The sequence below is a fragment of the Acinetobacter sp. 1424608 genome, from assembly GCF_000588255.1.
Lineage (GTDB): Bacteria > Pseudomonadota > Gammaproteobacteria > Pseudomonadales > Moraxellaceae > Acinetobacter > Acinetobacter nosocomialis.
Genome location: NZ_JFXL01000004.1, coordinates 265211 through 283806, shown reverse-complemented (window position 1 = coordinate 283806; position 18596 = coordinate 265211). Strand labels below are relative to the sequence as shown.

The 18596-nt window shown below is 36.2% G+C and carries 22 protein-coding genes and 1 pseudogene; 12 read left to right on the top strand and 11 right to left on the bottom strand.

Translation table 11 applies throughout. From position 1 onward, the window contains the following. Positions 1–228: pseudogene (locus J678_RS10755) on the bottom strand (IS3 family transposase); the annotation flags it as partial. 430 nt (positions 229–658) lie between these two features. On the opposite strand from J678_RS10755, the gene J678_RS10750 reads away from it, so the two are divergent. Both J678_RS10750 and J678_RS10745 read left to right on the top strand, forming a co-directional pair. After that, positions 659–1009 (top strand): hypothetical protein, encoded by a 351-nt coding sequence (locus J678_RS10750; RefSeq protein ID WP_002049957.1) that lies wholly within the window; start codon positions 659–661, stop codon positions 1007–1009. Between the two features lie 67 nt (positions 1010–1076). Then, positions 1077–1289, top strand: coding sequence for a hypothetical protein (locus tag J678_RS10745; protein WP_002050123.1), 213 nt, complete (start codon positions 1077–1079; stop codon positions 1287–1289). A gap of 46 nt (positions 1290–1335) precedes the next feature. Here the strand turns inward: J678_RS10745 and bioB are convergent, their stop codons facing one another. Then, the gene (gene bioB, locus J678_RS10740) at positions 1336–2325 is read right to left on the bottom strand and encodes a biotin synthase BioB (RefSeq protein ID WP_002049782.1); all 990 of its coding nucleotides are present in this window, start codon (positions 2323–2325) and stop codon (positions 1336–1338) included. Between the two features lie 87 nt (positions 2326–2412). Further along, entirely contained in the window at positions 2413–3513 is a 1101-nt protein-coding gene (queG, locus tag J678_RS10735; protein WP_002049834.1) for a tRNA epoxyqueuosine(34) reductase QueG, read from the bottom strand. Between the two features lie 29 nt (positions 3514–3542). Here queG and J678_RS10730 point away from each other — a divergent pair, with 29 nt between their 5' ends. Continuing rightward, positions 3543–5006: a bifunctional ADP-dependent NAD(P)H-hydrate dehydratase/NAD(P)H-hydrate epimerase gene (locus J678_RS10730; protein WP_017392881.1), complete on the top strand. Its 1464-nt coding sequence runs from the start codon at positions 3543–3545 to the stop codon at positions 5004–5006. Positions 5007–5010: 4 nt separating this feature from the next. Here the strand turns inward: J678_RS10730 and ruvC are convergent, their stop codons facing one another. Continuing rightward, the gene (gene ruvC / locus J678_RS10725; protein ID WP_002050094.1) at positions 5011–5556 is read right to left on the bottom strand and encodes a crossover junction endodeoxyribonuclease RuvC; all 546 of its coding nucleotides are present in this window, start codon (positions 5554–5556) and stop codon (positions 5011–5013) included. A gap of 229 nt (positions 5557–5785) precedes the next feature. Between ruvC and J678_RS10720 the strand changes: the two genes are divergently transcribed. From J678_RS10720 to J678_RS10710, 3 genes are all read left to right on the top strand, one after another. Further along, the gene (locus tag J678_RS10720) at positions 5786–6379 is read left to right on the top strand and encodes a helix-turn-helix domain-containing protein (protein ID WP_004709180.1); all 594 of its coding nucleotides are present in this window, start codon (positions 5786–5788) and stop codon (positions 6377–6379) included. After that, entirely contained in the window at positions 6376–6921 is a 546-nt protein-coding gene (locus J678_RS10715; RefSeq protein WP_004709178.1) for a GNAT family N-acetyltransferase, read from the top strand. The genes J678_RS10720 and J678_RS10715 overlap by 4 nt, the downstream gene beginning before the upstream one ends. 412 nt (positions 6922–7333) lie before the next feature. Further along, positions 7334–7894, top strand: a complete 561-nt coding sequence (locus J678_RS10710; RefSeq protein WP_017392880.1) for an FxsA family protein — start codon at positions 7334–7336, stop codon at positions 7892–7894. A 71-nt stretch (positions 7895–7965) separates the two neighbouring features. Here the strand turns inward: J678_RS10710 and J678_RS0104100 are convergent, their stop codons facing one another. Beyond that, positions 7966–8154: a hypothetical protein gene (locus J678_RS0104100; RefSeq protein WP_017392879.1), complete on the bottom strand. Its 189-nt coding sequence runs from the start codon at positions 8152–8154 to the stop codon at positions 7966–7968. 258 nt (positions 8155–8412) lie between these two features. On the opposite strand from J678_RS0104100, the gene J678_RS23755 reads away from it, so the two are divergent. Further along, positions 8413–8661 (top strand): hypothetical protein, encoded by a 249-nt coding sequence (locus tag J678_RS23755; RefSeq protein ID WP_004702072.1) that lies wholly within the window; start codon positions 8413–8415, stop codon positions 8659–8661. A gap of 122 nt (positions 8662–8783) precedes the next feature. Here J678_RS23755 and metK read toward each other — a convergent pair whose 3' ends face one another. Further along, complete coding sequence (gene metK / locus J678_RS10700) at positions 8784–9950, bottom strand: methionine adenosyltransferase (protein WP_002049844.1); 1167 nt, start codon at positions 9948–9950, stop codon at positions 8784–8786. A 523-nt stretch (positions 9951–10473) separates the two neighbouring features. Between metK and tkt the strand changes: the two genes are divergently transcribed. The 3 genes from tkt to J678_RS10685 all read left to right on the top strand — a co-directional run bounded on the left by tkt (position 10474) and on the right by J678_RS10685 (position 13588). Then, a complete protein-coding gene (gene tkt, locus J678_RS10695) occupies positions 10474–12462 on the top strand; it encodes a transketolase (protein ID WP_002050084.1) in 1989 nt (662 codons plus the stop codon). A 74-nt stretch (positions 12463–12536) separates the two neighbouring features. Continuing rightward, entirely contained in the window at positions 12537–13070 is a 534-nt protein-coding gene (locus J678_RS10690; RefSeq protein WP_025466103.1) for a DUF3916 domain-containing protein, read from the top strand. 17 nt (positions 13071–13087) lie between these two features. Continuing rightward, entirely contained in the window at positions 13088–13588 is a 501-nt protein-coding gene (locus J678_RS10685) for a hypothetical protein (protein WP_017392877.1), read from the top strand. Positions 13589–13604: 16 nt separating this feature from the next. Here the strand turns inward: J678_RS10685 and J678_RS10680 are convergent, their stop codons facing one another. After that, entirely contained in the window at positions 13605–14015 is a 411-nt protein-coding gene (locus J678_RS10680) for an OsmC family protein (protein WP_031956054.1), read from the bottom strand. Positions 14016–14229: 214 nt separating this feature from the next. Here J678_RS10680 and J678_RS10675 point away from each other — a divergent pair, with 214 nt between their 5' ends. Continuing rightward, complete coding sequence (locus tag J678_RS10675; RefSeq protein ID WP_004709169.1) at positions 14230–14820, top strand: YceI family protein; 591 nt, start codon at positions 14230–14232, stop codon at positions 14818–14820. A gap of 45 nt (positions 14821–14865) precedes the next feature. On the opposite strand, the gene J678_RS10670 is transcribed toward J678_RS10675, so the two are convergent. Continuing rightward, positions 14866–15456, bottom strand: a complete 591-nt coding sequence (locus tag J678_RS10670) for a lecithin retinol acyltransferase family protein (protein ID WP_002050195.1) — start codon at positions 15454–15456, stop codon at positions 14866–14868. A gap of 187 nt (positions 15457–15643) precedes the next feature. Here J678_RS10670 and J678_RS10665 point away from each other — a divergent pair, with 187 nt between their 5' ends. Further along, a complete protein-coding gene (locus tag J678_RS10665; protein WP_004887516.1) occupies positions 15644–16390 on the top strand; it encodes a phosphodiester glycosidase family protein in 747 nt (248 codons plus the stop codon). A gap of 35 nt (positions 16391–16425) precedes the next feature. Here the strand turns inward: J678_RS10665 and J678_RS10660 are convergent, their stop codons facing one another. The 3 genes from J678_RS10660 to J678_RS10650 form a co-directional block, all read right to left on the bottom strand. Continuing rightward, the gene (locus J678_RS10660; RefSeq protein ID WP_002050077.1) at positions 16426–16656 is read right to left on the bottom strand and encodes a hypothetical protein; all 231 of its coding nucleotides are present in this window, start codon (positions 16654–16656) and stop codon (positions 16426–16428) included. 248 nt (positions 16657–16904) lie between these two features. Continuing rightward, positions 16905–17990 (bottom strand): tRNA (uridine(54)-C5)-methyltransferase TrmA, encoded by a 1086-nt coding sequence (gene trmA / locus J678_RS10655; protein WP_004887514.1) that lies wholly within the window; start codon positions 17988–17990, stop codon positions 16905–16907. A gap of 106 nt (positions 17991–18096) precedes the next feature. Then, positions 18097–18570 carry a GrpB family protein gene (locus J678_RS10650; protein WP_017392874.1) on the bottom strand — a complete coding sequence of 158 codons (474 nt, stop codon included), beginning with the start codon at positions 18568–18570 and terminating at the stop codon, positions 18097–18099. Positions 18571–18596: the final 26 nt, after the last annotated feature.

The following is an 18596-nucleotide window of genomic DNA, read 5'->3' as shown; positions in this document are numbered from 1 at the left end:
TTTTTTTAGATCGATGGGTGGTTCTGTTGGAGCTTTTGATTGATCGAAAGCTTGCGAGGAAGCTGAAATCAGTTGATTTTTCCAGTCGATAATTTGGTTTTGATGAACATCAAATTCAGCACTCAATTCAGCAAGTGTTTTTTCTGCTTTAATCGCAGCAAGTGCTACCTTAGCTTTAAAATCATTTGAATGATTTCTTCTTGGTCTACGTGCCATAAAATACTCCATATATTGATGTTTATAACATCATTTGGGGAGCAAAATATCACTTATAAGTGTTGTTCAAATTTCCTGATCCACCTCTTAGCACCTTTAAATTAAAAAACAAGAATTACATTATATTTTTATGTATTTTGTTTGGTTGTTTTTTAATGAATAATTGATTTGTAATTTTAATTTATACCATATGGTAAAATATATTAAATTTATTTTATTTAAAATAAATTGATAATAAGTTTAATTTAAGTTATTGAATTTAATTGATTTAAGTTTTTCTTTATGAAATATGTATATTATGTTTAATTAACTTGTTGTTTTTTATTAATAAATTTATTTTGTGTATCTTATATAAACATAATTATTTTTTAAGAATTTTTTAAGGTTTAATTCCTAGTGTTTTAGTTGTGATTCAATAAAAGATCTTCTGGAGTTTGTTTCCATGAACAGCATGAAATACAGTTATAAACCGAATTATTTTTTCTTTGCTCATAAATTAGTCTTATTCTTAAAGGACTATTTACTTAAACATCCTACAGAACAGAACACGACGTTTAACTTACAAACAATTTATGATGTCTTTAGTCATGACTTAGCATCTAGCACAACGAATTTGGAAGGTATTTTAAATATTGTTGATGAGTATGTTTTAGAAACTGAAGAAGGGCTTTTGCCATTGATTAGTAGACACTCGATTAATTTAAAGAGCCATGTACTTTCTTTAGAGTTTTCACCTAAAGCGTTAAATAGCTTATTGTCAGGTCACTCATTAGTAAACCCTAAAGCGGCCTAAGGAAATTTCTTTTAAGCTTTGAATATCTCAGATAAAATTTACTTGGTTTTTTTTATTTGAGTTATTCATGAGCAAAGACTACAAAGCTTTGACTTATATCGCAGATGAAAATATTTCAGATACCATTCTATGGCTTTTAAACCATCAAGATGTTTTTGAATCTTTTCAGTTTGATGTATTGAGCCAAGAATTATCGGTTACACATGCAGCAGGTAGGGATATTATTCGAGTTGGAACTTTCCTGAATGCTACTTATGGAATATTAGTAACTTCTGTATGAATGAAAAAAGCCCTGAATGATCAGGGCTTTTTTATTCTTGGTGCTGTTAAGCACTCATTGCATCTACTGATAAATCAGAAACAGTTGGCTTTGGCTTTTCAGCAGTTAAACCAAGTTTGTTAAATAATGCTTGGTCTTTACCTTCACCTGCATTTGGAGTAGTAAGCAATTTATCACCCGAAAACAGTGAGTTCGCCCCTGCCATAAATGCTAAAGCTTGATCTGAATCACTTAAAGATTCACGACCAGCAGATAAACGAATATAACTATGCGGCATAACAATACGTGCTACCGCAATGGTGCGGATCCATTCAATAACATCTAGTTTTTCAACATCAGCTAGAGGTGTACCTTCAATTGGTACAAGCATGTTAATTGGCACAGATTCTGGGTGAATAGGTAAGGTTGCTAACTCGTGTAATAAACCGATTCGATCTTCACGGCTTTCACCCAAACCAACAATACCACCACTACATACTTTCATACCTGCTTGGCGTACATAATCCAAAGTATTCAAACGGTCATCAAAAGTACGTGTGCTAATAATGTGAGAATAGTACTCACGAGAAGTATCTAGGTTATGGTTGTAATAATCTAAACCAGCATCTTTTAGGCGTTCTGCTTGTGATTGGTTAAGCATACCTAATGTCATACAGGTTTCCATACCTAATGCTTTAACTTCACGTACCATTTCTAAAACATATGGCATATCGCGTTCATGTGGGTTACGCCAAGCAGCACCCATACAAAAACGAGATGAACCTGAATCTTTTGCAGCTTTTGCTTCGCTAATTACTTTTTCAACAGCAATACGTTTTTCTGCTTCTAATTTTGAATCGTAATGTGCAGATTGAGAGCAATATTTGCAATCTTCAGGACATTTACCCGTTTTAATCGATAAAAGGGTGCTGACCTGAATTGTATTGGCAGTGAAGTGCTCACGGTGTACTTGCTGAGCCTTAAAAACTAAATCCAAAAAAGGTTGTTCATATAGAGCTTGGATTTCTTCACGAGTCCAATCATTACGTAGAGTCATTGTCATATCCATGATGATGGCATTAATTCACTGTACATAATCATACAGAATTCGTATTAAAGCTATAGGGCAAAAAACATCATTTTTTTAATTTGATAGCTGAAGTTGATTAAGTTGCTGCTCAATTGCCCAATCAATATGCACATTGACGATTTCGTCATGTAAATTTTTGCCTTTGTGTAGCTGATCTACAATTTCTTTTGAGTACGGTGCATTGCCTAAACCGATAGCAATATTGCGCTTAAATGACTGATAACCTGTGCGTCGTATTGGACTACCTTCTGTATTGGCTAAAAAAGTAGCTTCATCCCACTGCCAGATATCAAGCAGACTAATATTATCTAAACCATGTCTAGGGTTAAAGTCAGTAATAGAAGCTGTCTTAGCAAAGCTATTCCACGGGCAAATTAATTGACAGTCATCACAACCAAATATTCGGTTACCAATACCTGCACGTAATTCTTCATCAATAATTCCCTTATATTCGATTGTTAAATAAGCAATACAGCGTCTAGCATCTAACATATAAGGTTCGACAATCGCTTGAGTCGGGCAAATATCAATACACGCACTACACGAACCACAGTGAGATGTTGCAGGTTCATCAAAAGGTAAGTCGAGTGATGTAAATAGTTCACCTAAAACAAAGAAAGAACCTGACTTTTTATGAATGAGCAAAGTATGTTTACCTGTCCAGCCCATTCCAGCACTTTCAGCTAATGATTTCTCAAATATAGGCGCGGAGTCTGCAAAAGGGCGAGATTCAAAATCTCCCACTTTTTCACGGATACGTGTAGCTAATGTTTTTAATCTGCCTCGCATCACCTTATGGTAATCACGACCACGAGCATAACGGGCGATAATCGCAGAGTTGGGTTCAAAAGGTACATATCTTGGCTTTGGTGATTCCACCAAATAATTCATACGCACGCAAATAATACTTTTTGTGCCAGGAACTAATAGAGTCGGATCAGCCCGCTTTTCCAAATTTTCTTCTAGGTATGTCATATCTGCATGATAACCACGTTCAAGGTACTCTAAAAAACGTGGCATTTGCTCTTGAGCATCTGGTTTTGCAATGACACAATCAGCAAAACCCAAGTCTAATGCTTGAGCTTTGATCCATGCTTTTAATTCATGTGGATCAATTTGTTGCACTGCAATGCGTGATGTGTTGGAAGATGTCATAAAACCGAAAAATGCAAGAGGATAAGAATATGCAGGCAGTAGTTTACCATAGCCAAGATATCCAGGCATGGGAGCAACGTTGGTTTGCTGCGCAAAACTCATCATTAGGCTTAATGCAACAAGCAGCTTGGTCAATCACTCAACAACTCATTGTACTTTTTCAAAACCAAGATATTAAGAATATTGCTGTTTGGTGTGGACAAGGTAATAACGCTGGTGATGGCTACTTTATAGCAAGTTATCTCAAGGAAGCAGGGTTATATGTTGAAATATTTGCGGCCGAATTGGGCGAGTCAGCCGATTTACACCATGCTGCCCATTTTGCTAAGGCAAATCACATCCAAATACATCAAGGTTTTGAGGTACATAGAACATTTGATTGTCATATTGATGCGTTATTTGGGATTGGTTTAAATCGAGAGTTAAATGATTATTGGCAACATTCTATTCAACAGTTTAACGAGCAAGCTGGGTTAAAAATTTCAATTGATATACCAAGTGGCTTACATGCAAATACAGGACGAGTCTTACCTTGTGCTGTAAGGGCTGATCATACATTTACTGTTTTAGGGCTTAAAGCTGGATTATTTACAGGCCAAGGTAAAGAGTATACGGGGCAAATTCATTTAATTAATTTAATTCCAGTAGACCAAGACCTGAAACCTCTTGCTTACTTGACGCCAACACATATCAGACTTCCTAAACGTTTGGCTTTTGGTCATAAGGGAAGTTATGGACATGTTTTGGTGATAGGTGGTCATGAGCAAATGGGCGGGGCTGTCATTATGGCTGCTGAAGCTGCCTTTCATGCAGGAGCAGGCAAAGTTACGGTAGTTTGTCACCGAAACCATCATCAGGCTATTTTGTCGAGAGCTCCTAATATTATGCTTCGTGACATTAATAATTTCGATGAAAACAGTATTAAAGAGATTTTATCTCAGGTTCATGCAGTATGTTTTGGCATGGGCTTAGGGCGTGATGAATGGGCACAGCAAATCTATCAACAGTGGTTCGATTATTTAAATCATGACTCACATTTGGAAGTTGTATTAGATGCAGATGCACTATGGTTTCTTGCCAAACAACCTAAAAAATTGGGTGCACATATTTATGCAACTCCTCATCCCGGAGAAGCCGCTACTTTATTGGATTGTTCTACAGCGAAAATTGAAAATGACCGAATTGCTGCTATTTATGCGTTGCAACAAAAATATGCGGCTCAATGGGTGCTGAAAGGTGCTGGCAGCTTAATTTTAGAGAATAAGTTATATATTTGTACCCAAGGTAATGCTGGTATGGGAACGGGTGGCATGGGAGACATATTAGCGGGTATGATCGCAAGCTTAAAAGCCCAGTTCCACAAAGGTATTGCATTACATGAGATTGTAACTCTTCATGCTCAGGCAGGGGACCAACTGGCAAAAAACGGAATGCGTGGTTTACAAGCTTATGAAATGAATCAGGCAATTACTCGAGTAGTAAATAATCAATAAAGCTTTAACGTCTACGGCTACTCGAACGGCTGCGTCCACGTGCCATACCACCTAAAGCATTCAAGACAGAAAGTTTACTCATACTTCCTGAAGCATGGGCATGGCAAATCGCAGCAGCAAGAGCATCGGCTGCATCGGCTTGAGGTTTAATAGTTAGGTTGAGTAAACGCATGACCATCATTTGTACTTGCTCTTTATCGGCAGCACCATAACCCACTACGGATTGTTTTATTTGTCGGGCTGTATATTCTGCAACTTGTAAATCTAAATTAACTAAGGCGGCTATTGCAGCTCCTCGGGCTTGCCCTAGTTTTAAAGCAGAGTCCGGATTTTGTGCCATAAAAACTTGTTCAACCGCAGCTTCAGTTGGGCCATGAAATTTTACAATTCGCTCGACACCAGCAAAGATACGTTTTAAGCGCTCAGGCATTTCTTGAGTTTCTGTTCGGATTGTACCAGCATCGACAAAACGTAGTTTACTACCATCTTTTTCAATGATTCCGTAACCTGTTAAGCGTGAACCTGGGTCAATTCCAATAATCAATGCCATGTGTAGACTTACATAAATAGTTTAGAGAGTATTGTTGCATAGCCAAAAAGGTTCTGCATAAGTAATTTAACCAATGCTGATATAAATGGTTATTTTTCGATTTCTAACCCTACTGATGTATATTTTGTTAGGTACTTTTTGGACCTTAATCGTAATTGGTCTAAGATCACTTGATACAATTCTAGTTTAATGGAATACTTATCTATAAAAATGGAATTGAGTCTGGTCGATGGATGATATCAACATCAGGATTGCACATCGAATACGAGAGCTGCGTTTAGCACGTGGATATACTTTGGATGTGCTAGCTGCCCGATGCCAAGTTAGCCGTTCAGCTATTTCTTTAATTGAAAGAGGGGAAACGAGTCCAACGGCAGTTGTTCTTGAAAAACTAGCCAATGGTCTAGAAGTACCTTTAACTAAAATTTTTACGAACGAAACAACTAGTCCATCTCCTCAACCATTTATTCGCCGAAATGAACAAGCTGAGTGGCAAGATCCGGAAACTGGATATGTTCGCCGTACTGTCTCACCACCAAATTTAAAACTACCATTTCAAATTGTTGAAATTGAATTCCCTCCTCATGCTCGAATTACGTATGAAATTAGTGAAAGCTCTAAAGTAGTACAACAGCAACTTTGGGTAGTTGAAGGGCAAATTGATATTCAACTGGGCAAAAACTCTTATGCATTGGGCGAAGGGGATTGCTTAGCTATGCAATTAGATCAACCTGTCATATATAGCAATAATTCATCACAAGTCGCTCGCTATATTTTAGTCGTCTCTAATCAACTCGTGTCTGCTCTTAAGGAATCTTCATGAACTATTCCCTCGATTCTAATTTTCGTTTAATTGATTGTAATGAAGCAGAACATGCGGCAGCTATATTAGAGATTTTAAATGAGGCAATTGTTAATTCTACAGCATTGTATGACTATGTACCGCGTTCGCTTGATTCAATGAAAACTTGGTTTTCGGTAAAAACCGGAAATAGTTTTCCTGTAATCGGGGCTGTAGATGAGTCAGGTAAGTTATTAGGATTTGCTAGTTGGGGAGCTTTCAGAGCTTTTCCGGCTTATAAGTATACGGTTGAGCATAGTATCTATATTCATCATGAACATCGGGGCTGTGGTTTAAGTAAAGTTTTAATGCAAGCGTTAATTCAGCGGGCTCAAGAGGCTCAGATTCATGTATTGATTGGTTGTATTGATGCGACAAATCAAGCCAGTATTGGACTCCACGAAAAACTCGGGTTCACACATGCAGGTACTTTTAAACAGGTAGGCTTTAAATTTGGACAATGGTTAGATGCTGCATTTTATCAGCTAATTTTAAATACACCATTTGAACCAGTGGATGGATAAATTATTGAATTTTTGGGTAGACAACGGCTCAGTTCAAAGTAAGAAAATTTGAACTGAGTCATAGCATGGATTTATAAAATACCTAATAGTTCTAATCTCTTTTCATGTAAAACCACTTATTTCATATAATAAAAGAGCTCAATTTATGAAAAAATTACAATCTTGTAGAAAAAACACTTGATAAAGTTGTTATAGCACTCATTAATAATAAAGTATGGCTATTTTATTAATTTAAATCAGTCTTATTAATAGTATTGCAGCATTTGGGTTTAGCCATGTTTTTAGGTTAAAAGAAAACATTGCCTAAGCTTCACTACAAGCTCTTTAATCCGTATTTTCAACTGAAAATGGTTCATGGATTAGATAGCTAAAACTGCAATGAATTTTCTTTTTGAGATAGATAAAGTTTTACATGAATTTACTTCTTATTGTGGTTCTGGGCGCGATTGTTGAAATTGCCGTATGGATTGGCGTAGCACAGTTCATCAGTGGATGGTATGTGTTTTTCTGGTTCATTATTGCTTTCTTTATTGGTCTTACGCTTATTCGCAAAAGTACGGCTGGTATTATGCCGCAATTACAACAAATGCAGATGACCGGGCAATTAGGCAGTGATCCGACAGTAACTAAAAAACTAGCATATGCTTTTGCAGGTTTTTTATTGATGGTGCCTGGTCTGGTATCTGATGTGTTAGCGCTTTTAATTCTAATTCCAGGCGTGCAAACTGCGTTTCGTAATATCGCAATGAGAACACTTGCAAAGCGTCAGCAAGCAATGATGGAAAAAATGATGGGTGGCATGGGCGGAGCAGGTGCTGGTCAAAACCCATTTGCTGATTTAATGCGTCAAATGCAGGATATGCAGAACTCACAAGGTGGCAGTCAATACCGTGGTGATTCCAGCATTATTGATGGCGAAGCGAGAGAAGTTACCCCAGACCATAAGAAAATTGAACATAAAAATAAGGATTGATTAATTCCTTATATAAAAATAAAAGGCCTAAATCTTAAATGATTAGGCCTTTTTTAATATTCTATCGATTATTAATTTGAACAATCAGCATTCTCTGTTCCAGCTTGAGCTATTACAGTTGAATTTTCTTCTGACTTCGTCTGAGGTTGATACTTGTTTGAAGGTAGAGCTGTCTGCTTGTTTTCAGATTGTTGATATTTCCGGCTTCTATTGGCTCTTTCACGAAAGCCACCTTTATTAATGAGCTGGGTGTGTGACATGGATTGGCCTAGAAAATGAACTATTCATGTATTTTAACAAATTCAGCAAAATATCAAAATAAGAAAAATAGTACAGAAAAAATAATATTTAATTTATCTCATTGTATAAACTAAAGTTTTTAAAAATGAACGCATTGTTCATTCAGATTGAATTCTCTTTTCATTTCACATAGGATAAATATAAAGGATGTATAAATTAAAAATTGTAGCAAACCTATTAAAACAACAACGGTTGAAGTGAGGGAAGGAGGGTTACCTATGCTATATCAATATCATTGTGCGTGTTGTGACAAAGTTGTGGCATCAACTGACAAATCATGTCCATATTGTGGTTCACATCATATTCGTAGTCCTTATGGATTATGGATGTTTTGTGTGATGGCTTGTTTGGCAGTAGTTGTTGTATTCAAAGTTGTCCATATTTATATTCAAAATCATCAGGATACACCTACTCAATCGACTTTATTAGATGTACTAAATGAAGGTGATAAAACTACGAAACAGTAGTAGTGCTTAATTTGCTACATACTTTTAAATAATGTGTGTTGGAAAGTTTATTGCTTAATTTTAACAAAATATAAAAAATAATAAAAAAAGCCCGCATTAAGCGGGCTTTTAATATATAGGGCTTAAAGGCCCGCCGCATCTTTAAGTACTTCAACTTTGTCAGTTTTTTCCCATGTGAATGCAGAATCTGAACCTTCACGACCAAAATGACCGTAAGCAGCTGTCTGTTTATACATTGGTTGAATTAAGTTAAGCATACGAGTAATACCAAATGGACGTAAATCAAAATGCTCACGTACTAATTGGATAATTAACTCATCAGAAACTTTTGCAGTACCAAAAGTATTGATTGAAATAGAAGTTGGTTCTGCAACACCAATTGCATAACTCACCTGAATTTCACATTTGTCAGCAAGTCCAGCCGCAACAATATTTTTAGCAACATAACGACCAGCGTATGCAGCTGAACGGTCTACTTTAGATGGATCTTTACCAGAGAATGCACCACCGCCGTGACGAGCCATACCACCATAAGTATCAACAATGATTTTACGACCTGTTAAACCACAGTCGCCTACAGGGCCACCGATAACAAACATACCAGTCGGGTTAATATGGAATTTAGTGGCTGCATGGAACATTTCAGCAGGGATGATCGGTTTGATAATTTCTTCAATTACAGCTTCTTTAAGCTGAGTTTGAGTAATTTCAGGATCATGTTGAGTAGAAAGTACTACTGCGTCTAAACGTACAGGCTTGCCATTTTCATACGCAAAAGTAACCTGACTTTTTGCATCTGGACGTAACCATGGTAATGCACCTGAACGACGAAGCTCAGCTTGACGCTCCATTAAACGGTGAGCATAAGAAATAGGAGCTGGCATAAGCACGTCAGTTTCGCGACTTGCATAACCAAACATTAAACCTTGGTCACCAGCACCTTGATCTTCAGGTTTTTGGCGATCTACACCTTGTGCAATCTCAGGTGACTGTTTACCAATCATGTTGATTACAGCACAAGTTGATCCATCAAAGCCTAGATCTGAATGGTGATAGCCGATACCGTTAACAGTTTGGCGAACTACAGCTTCTACATCAATATTCGCAGTTGTTGTGATTTCACCTGCAAGTACAACAGCGCCTGTTTTTACCAGTGTTTCACAAGCAACACGTGCGTATGGGTCTTCTTTTAAGATTGCATCCAAAATAGCGTCGCTAATTTGGTCGGCCATTTTATCGGGATGACCTTCGCTTACAGATTCCGAGGTAAAAACAGCGTACTCGCGCATGAAAGTCCTATCTTGGTTATTTCAAAAAGACATAATATGTTACATCGACTTGAGCTTGAGGACCAGTTCATACTGACTAAAAAGCATGAATTTCTTTCATTTCTACTATGTTTTAATTGATAAGTGTATCAGGGAAATTGATATAGCTAGATGAAAATTAATTATTTTTATATAAAAAATTTAAAAAATGTCTAAATTTTAAACATTTGATTTTGTTAAATATTAACCAAAAATTTTAGACTATGAAGCGAAAGACTATAATTAAACAGAATAAATATAACTTTATATGTTGATCAAAGGGGGATATCTCGACAAATGTTGAGGATAGAAGTACCCGTAAATAGTATTGTTTTACACAGCTTAAGAATCTAAATGTTTTTTGAGTAACCAAGAAAAGGTTAAAAATAAAGAAATATACCGTGTTGGGGTTTACCCCTAGGCGTTTTTTTAAGACAATATAGCGGCATTGAATGGTTATTCATCATCTTCTTTTCATCAATCTATTAAAATTGGATTCTGATCTATGACGACCCCTTTAAACGAACGTCGTATTGCAAACGCAATTCGTGTATTGGCAATGGATGCTGTGCAACAGGCAAACTCAGGGCATCCAGGTGCTCCAATGGGGATGGCAGATATTGCTGATGTCGTCTGGCGCGAGTTTTTAAATCACAACCCAACTAATCCACAATGGGCAAACCGTGACCGTTTTGTTTTGTCAAATGGTCATGGTTCAATGTTGCAATATGCTTTGCTTCATTTAACAGGTTATGATCTTTCAATTGAAGATTTAAAACAATTCCGTCAATTGCACTCAAAAACTCCTGGTCATCCTGAATATGGTTATGCTCCAGGGATTGAAACAACGACTGGTCCTTTAGGACAAGGTATTGCAAATGCCGTTGGTTTTGCATTGGCTGAAAAAACTTTAGCTGCTCAATTCAATAAAGATGATTTAAAAGTAGTTGATCACTTCACTTATTGTTTCTTGGGTGACGGCTGTTTAATGGAAGGTATTTCTCACGAAGTATGTTCATTGGCAGGTACTTTACAGCTTGGTAAATTGATTGCTTATTATGATGACAACGGCATTTCGATTGATGGTGAAGTAGAAGGCTGGTTTAGTGATGATACTGAAGAGCGTTTCAAAGCTTATGGCTGGCAAGTTCTTCGTGTAGATGGCCATGATGCTGATGCTATTCGTCAAGCAACAGTTGAAGCTAAAGCTGAAACTCAAAAACCAACGATTATTATTTGTAAAACAATTATTGGTTTAGGTTCTCCAAACAAACAAGGCAAAGAAGATTGTCACGGTGCGCCATTAGGTAAAGATGAAATTACCTTAACTCGTGAAGCTTTAGGTTGGACTGAAGAAGCATTTGTTATTCCTGCTGATGTATATGCTGCATGGGATGCTAAAGCAAAAGGTAATGAAGCTGAAGCAGCTTGGAATGAAGTATTTGCTCAATACCAAGCAAAATATCCTACAGAAGCAGCTGAGTTACTTCGTCGTATTAACGGTGATTTACCAGCAGAGTTTTCAGCTCAAGCAGATGCGTTTATTCGTGAGACAAATGCTAAAGCTGAAACTGTAGCAACTCGTAAAGCAAGTCAAAATACATTACAAGCATTTGGTCCTTTATTACCTGAATTATTAGGTGGTTCTGCGGACTTGGCTGGTTCTAACTTAACGCTTTGGAAAGGTTGCCAAGGTGTTCAAGAAAACCCAGCTGGTAACTACGTGTACTATGGTGTACGTGAGTTCGGTATGACTGCAATTGCAAATGGTGTTGCATTACATGGCGGTTTCATTCCTTACGTGGCAACATTTTTAATGTTTATGGAATATGCACGTAACGCAGTGCGTATGTCTGCATTGATGAAACAACGTGTAATTCATGTTTATACACATGACTCAATTGGTTTAGGTGAAGATGGTCCAACACACCAACCAATTGAACAAATTGCTTCTTTACGTGGTACACCAAACTTAAATACTTGGCGTCCTGCTGATACTGTTGAAACAGCAATTGCATGGAAATCTGCTTTAGAGCGTAAAGATGGCCCTACAGCACTTATTTTCTCTCGTCAAAACTTGCCATTCCAAACGCGTACTGAAGAACAAATTCAGAATGCAGCAAAAGGTGGTTATGTTCTTGCTCAAGAGAAAGGCGAGTTGAAAGCAATTATTATTGCTACTGGTTCTGAAGTTTCTTTAGCAATGGAAGCTTATGCTCAGCTTGAAGGTGTTCGAGTTGTTTCAATGCCATGTGCTGAAGAGTTCATGAAACAAGATGCTGCATACCGTGAAGCTGTATTGCCAGCCCATATCCGTGCACGTGTAGCTGTAGAAGCTGCTCATGTTGACTACTGGTGGAAGTTTGTTGGTCTTGATGGCAAAGTAATTGGTATGTCAACTTATGGTGAGTCAGCACCAGCGAAAGACTTGTTCCAATTCTTTGGTATTACAACTGAAGCTGTAGTAGCTGCAGTAAAAGAATTGACTGCTTAATGAATTAACTAAGCAGAAGAAAAAAGCGCTCTGATAGGGGCGCTTTTTTTATGATAGTTAAATGGAATATAAAAATGAGAAGGTTTGCATTATCAAATAAAAAAGAACGGGGAATTCCACGTAAATTAAGAAATCTTAAATATTGGAGTGAAAGTTTTAAAGGGTATTTCCCTGATTTAGACGGGTATGAAGAGCAATATTATAATTGGAAAATACCTGTAGCTATGAATCTAGTTCAGGGGAAGCATGCTCAACAAGAAATAAAGGCACAGTGTGTCCAGTATTTAATTAATGCATGTCAGTATTTAATTGAAGCAAAACCTCAAGGACTAATATTCTGCAAAGTGGTCTGTATAATTGTACAGCCAGATATGTTTGCGAGTGAGATTTGCTTATATTTGGATGAAGATTATTTTAATGTTCATACTTTGTCCGCAGATTCTTATGATCCCCAATATCTTTTAGCGGACAACCTAAGTTTGGCCAAAAATTGGAGACTACAAATACCTGATAACATGTATGAACAAGGTGTAAAAATCCGTAATACCGACTTAGAAGATAAAGCGGAGAATTATATCGCTGATCACTGGTACTTCATTGAAACTTGAAAGATTAAGATATTGTGATGAGAAAAGAATTTGAACTTCGTGTTTTTGAAGAAATCTTAAATGATATTAAATATGGCTATTTGAAAAATTTAAATAAAAAAGAAATGTTTTGGCAGTGTGCACAATATAATTTTTTATTTCGCGCATTAAAGGAAAGTTTCAAACATGAAAATGGTGACTCAGCATTTGGTGGCGATTATGCTTATCGTGTGCAGACTTATTTTGAAGAGACTATTCAAGCTCGGGTTAAATATCATTACATACCAAGTTGCGCGAAGTTAAAGGGCAAAATATTAGCATTTGATGTGCACTCATCAATGTTTGACTGTTTAGGTGAAAAAGAAACAGGTGGCTTTATAGATGGTTCTGATACACCACCTCCTGAATTTTGGATTCATTTCGATGGGGAAAATTTATATTCATTTATTCCAAATGAGCTCACAAATATTGTCGACTTAGCAATAGATATTTCAATGAGTGGCTCATTGGAATGGCACACGGATGTGATTGAAATTTAGTGTAAGGAAGGACCACTTACTCAATACTTAATTCACTCTGCATCGAAATATTCGAAGTCAATAACTTATGAATTGGGCAGCTTTCAGCAACTTTTAAAAGTCGTTTATGTTGATCTTCAGTAAATTCACCCTTTAGCGTAATTTTACGTTCAATATTATTTTGACCAGCTTCCGGATCACCATTTGGATTTAAAGCTAAATCGACTTGTACATGCTCAAGCTTAATTCCTTTGTGATTTGCATACATTTCTAGTGTAATTGTAGTGCACGCGCCTAAAGCTGATAGTAAAAGCTGAACTGGATTTGGAGCTGTATCTTGTCCACCTTTATCAGTTGGTTCGTCTGCAAACCATTGATGACCTGACGGATCGGTAAGTGTTACTCGGTACGGAGTAGAAGTGCTTTGTGCTTGAACAGTGTTAGCCATGTTTTACCTTGTTATTTATCAATAAAATCGAAGTAAAAACCAATAAATCTGAAGGTTTCGAATAGAAAAATATCTATACTTTATAATATGGGTTTTGAATAACAACTGTAACGCTTTTATTGTTGCATGGATGAAACATATCGTTTTATAAAGAATAGTGAATTAAATTACTTGATGTATACACTAACGACTATATCAATAAAGGATACGAAAAATGCATCTTAAAACATTAAGCTTCGGTTTAGCAGTAGCGTTGGCAAGTACAGTTACATTAGCTGCACCAGTGGATTATAAAATTGACCCAACACATACAGCGACTGTTTTCTCATGGAACCACTTTGGTTTTTCAACTCCAAGCGCTAACTTCTCGGACATCCAAGGTGTAATTAAAGTTGATAATGCTAAACCAGCAAATTCTTCTGTAAATGTGACAATTCCTTTAAGCAGTGTAAATACAAACGTACCTGCTTTAGATAAAGAATTCCAACAAGAAGCTTGGTTTAATGCAGCTAAATACCCAAATATCACTTTCAAAAGTACGAAAGTAGAAACTAAAGATAAAAAACACTTCAAAATTACTGGTGACCTAACTGTTAAAGGCGTCACTAAGCCAGTTGTACTTGATGCTGTTTTAAACAAACAGGGTGAACACCCAATGGCAAAAGTTCCAGCGATTGGTTTCAATGCGACAACTTCATTCAATCGTTCTGATTTCGGTCTAGGCAACTATGTGCCTAATGTAGGTGATAAGATCACTGTAAACATTACGACTGAAGCAACGGCAGCTAGTGCAGCTAAAAAATAAGTTGTAAGTCTTCTAAAAAGTCCTCAATGATGAGGACTTTTTTAATTAGATTGGTTCTTTTTTATCGGGCTCTATAAAAACTAAAGGTTGAGAAGGATCTACATTTCTTTTTTCGGCTTTTTCTCTTAAAAATTGATAAGTTGGAACTTTCATTTTTGCCTGATCACGTAATTTCTTTTTAATATAAAGAACAAGAGCAAAGCAGGTGGTTGCTACGGTCAGCATCATGCCATTCATATAACTCATGATCGAACTTACGTAACCAATGGTAGTTAAGCGATGCATCATACGCTCAACTTGAGTACTAGTTTCAATACCAGTGATTGCCCAACTGCATAAATGTTCACAATTATTAATGATTAAATGATAGTGGTTTTCGTGCATGCGTGAGCGCATACGTCGAACAACCACTTTTCCTTTGTAGCGTGGCGCATCATAAGAACGCACATGAATTTTTTTGCCATGAGAAAAGGCATCTAATGAAGTAATTTCAATGGGTCGTTTTTTGATGAAATGTGCTAGGCCTGAATAATGAATAACTCGACCTCTCCCAGCGTAAATACCATGATGGCTATAGCCGAGATGTTTTACAATAAGATGAGCCCCTAAAGGGTAGCGTTTATTTGTTTGTTGCATTTTCACGCTGATCCAATAAAGTTTTGATCACTTTTATTAAAAGCTGTTCACTATTATAACGAATATAGTTGTGCTCTAGTGTATTGTTTAGGTGGAATAAGCGCCTTTCGGGTATATATCACATCAAAGCATTTTATTTAATAAAGTATTGCTATGAACAGAAAATGACATATGAGGTTTGCCATTAATGAAAATACTCATGCTGTGTATTATTAATTTTATGGTCTTTGGGCAATCTGCTTTAGCAGAAGAGTATAGCCAAATGCAAAATGCTACCGATGATCAATTTGAAGTCATTGAAATTTCAAATTTAAATCAATTGCGCTTATTTTTGCAAAATCCAGAAACGAATCAATATTATAAAAGTTTCGATAATATTCAGCGCCAACTCAAATCATGCGAACAGCTTACTTTTGCAATGAATGCAGGTATGTTTCATTCTGGCTTCTCTCCAGTTGGGCTATATATTGAAAATGGGCGAGAGAGCCAACCTTTAAATGAAGATAATGGATGGGGTAACTTCTTTTTGCAGCCTAATGGAGTTCTAGCATGGAATGACAAACAAGCTATTATACTGACAACTGAACAATATAAAGCAAAAGCTTTTCAACCCGAATATGCAACTCAATCAGGCCCTATGTTGCTGATTAATGGCAAAATAAATCCCTTATTTCTAGCAAATAGCGATTCAAAGAAAATACGTAATGGGGTAGGTATAAAAAATAATAAACTTTATTTTGTGATCTCTAAAAATAGAGTGAATTTTTATAATTTTGCTGAATTTTTCCAAAAAGGTCTTAACGTAGAGCAGGCATTATACCTAGATGGTTCTATCTCTAGTTTGTATTTGCCTAAGAATAACCGTAATGATAGAAAATTTTATATGGGACCTATTATTGGTTTAGTCAGCCATACAAATTGTGAAATCAAATAAAATACAAAAAAGCCAGTACATGACTGGCTTTATAATTAATGAATAGATGGTTTTTGAATGAGTTCATTTAACTCTTTACGGCTATACCCACGGGAAATAAGAACTTTTTTTATTCCCATAATGACATCTTCATCTGTTGCTTGTGCAAGCGCACTTAGAAGTTGTTCATTAGTTTTACATGAGCAGTCATTTTCAACACAAGCAGTTTGATTCTTATGCTCGTTATGCTGTTGATCTGCTAAGAACAGCTTTTGCCAAAAACTCATAGAGCCTTCATATACAACCTAACATAGATCGAAATATAGCCAAATTAAATTAAAATACAAGTCTCTATAAGTGATAAATCCACCAGTTGAACTAGAGAATTTTCGATAGTAATGGTTGAGTTAAACGAAATTATGACGAATAGATGACTTGATATTTTTTTTAAATTTAAATACTTAATTAAAAGGTGTTGAAAAATAAGGAGATATTTAATCTCCTTATAAAATAGAGTTACATTGAAAAATTTTGTTTAAATCTTCTCGAGTAATACACCTGACTCAACATGATGTGTATAAGGAAACTGATCGAACAAAGCAAACTTAGTCACTCGATGAGTTTTTGTGAGTGTTTTTAAATTTTCATATAAAGTGTCGGGATTACATGAAATGTAGATAATACGCTCAAATCCTTGCAAAAGTTTTAAAGTTTCATCATCAATTCCCGCACGCGGAGGATCTACAAATACGGTATCAAAGTCATAACTTCGAATATCAATATTTGCTTCTTGTAGACGGCGGAATTCACGCTCACCTTGATAAGCTTGAGTAAACTCTTCAGCTGATAGGCGTGCTACCTGAATATTATCAATCTGGTTTTGTTCAATATTCCATTGAGCAGCATAAACTGATGATTTTGCAAGTTCGGTAGCAAGTACGCGTTCGAATTTTAGTGATAATGGAAGGGTAAAGTTACCATTACCACAATAAAGTTCTAGTAAGTGTTTTTTCGAACCCTCAGCTGCATCACATGCCCATTGCAGCATTTTTTTGCAAACTTGTGCGTTCGGCTGGGTAAAGCTACTTTCAATTTGTTTGTACTTGAATGTACGGTTTGAAAGTTCAAATTCTTCTACAACAAAGTCATCGCCAATAACAACTTTCTGCCCTCGGCTACGACCCATAATTTTAATATTTAATTTTTCAGCAAGTGCTTTAGCTGATTGTTCCCACTCCTGATTAAGTTTACGGTGATAAATCAGGGTAACTAGCATTTCTCCACTAAGTGTTGCGAGAAAATCAACTTCAAACAAACGCTGTGAAAGTAAAGGCTCAGCTTTGAGTTCTGCTAAAAGGCTAGGCATTAAATCGTTAATACTTTTGTCTGCAATAGGAAACTCATCTATGCGGACAACTGTTTTTTGCTTGTCTTCATCGTTACGTTCAAACATGGCATAGAACATATCACTTTCTGTATGCCAGATCCGAAATTCAGCACGCATACGGAAATGTTGTTCAGGTGATTCAAACACTTCTAATGTAGGCGGTGTAAATTCAGAAAATTGAGTAGTAATGCGATCAATTTTAGCTTGAAGTTGTTGACGATAAGAAGAGGTCATAGACAAAGAAAATTTAGACAGAATCAAATAGTGAATGGTATCAAAAAAATCGAGCTTGCAGGAGTCAATTTTAGTCAGATATTCATAAAGAAATAGGGTACTTAAATTAAAGATGATTTAAGACGCGGTTAATAAAATCTGATTTTATTGCTCTATATTGATCGGGATCTAAATGGCTACACTGTAATTTTAATTGATTATATTCATGCACCAACCGCGGTGAATCTATAAGCTTATTTCTAAATGTTAAGAAAAACGTAAATACTGAATCGGCTACTACAATTTGAAATGCAACTTCATCATCGTTCATTGATTCAAGCATGCAAAGCTCATGTGTCCTAAGGGTATTTTGTTTTTCTATAAAATTAAGTGTTTTTAATTGTTCTATTGCGAATTCAAATTGATCAGACATCACTTCAATATAAATATCTAGATCACCTTTTGAAATCGCATTTGGAATTGCAGACGAACCAATATGCTCAATTTTGGCAAATGGTAAAAGGGAGGAGATATTCTTTTTGTATGAGTTGAAAAGATCAATACAATTTTGTTGATATTGTTCTGGTTCTAAAAAGATCATTATGAAATTCGCTAATAGATAACATT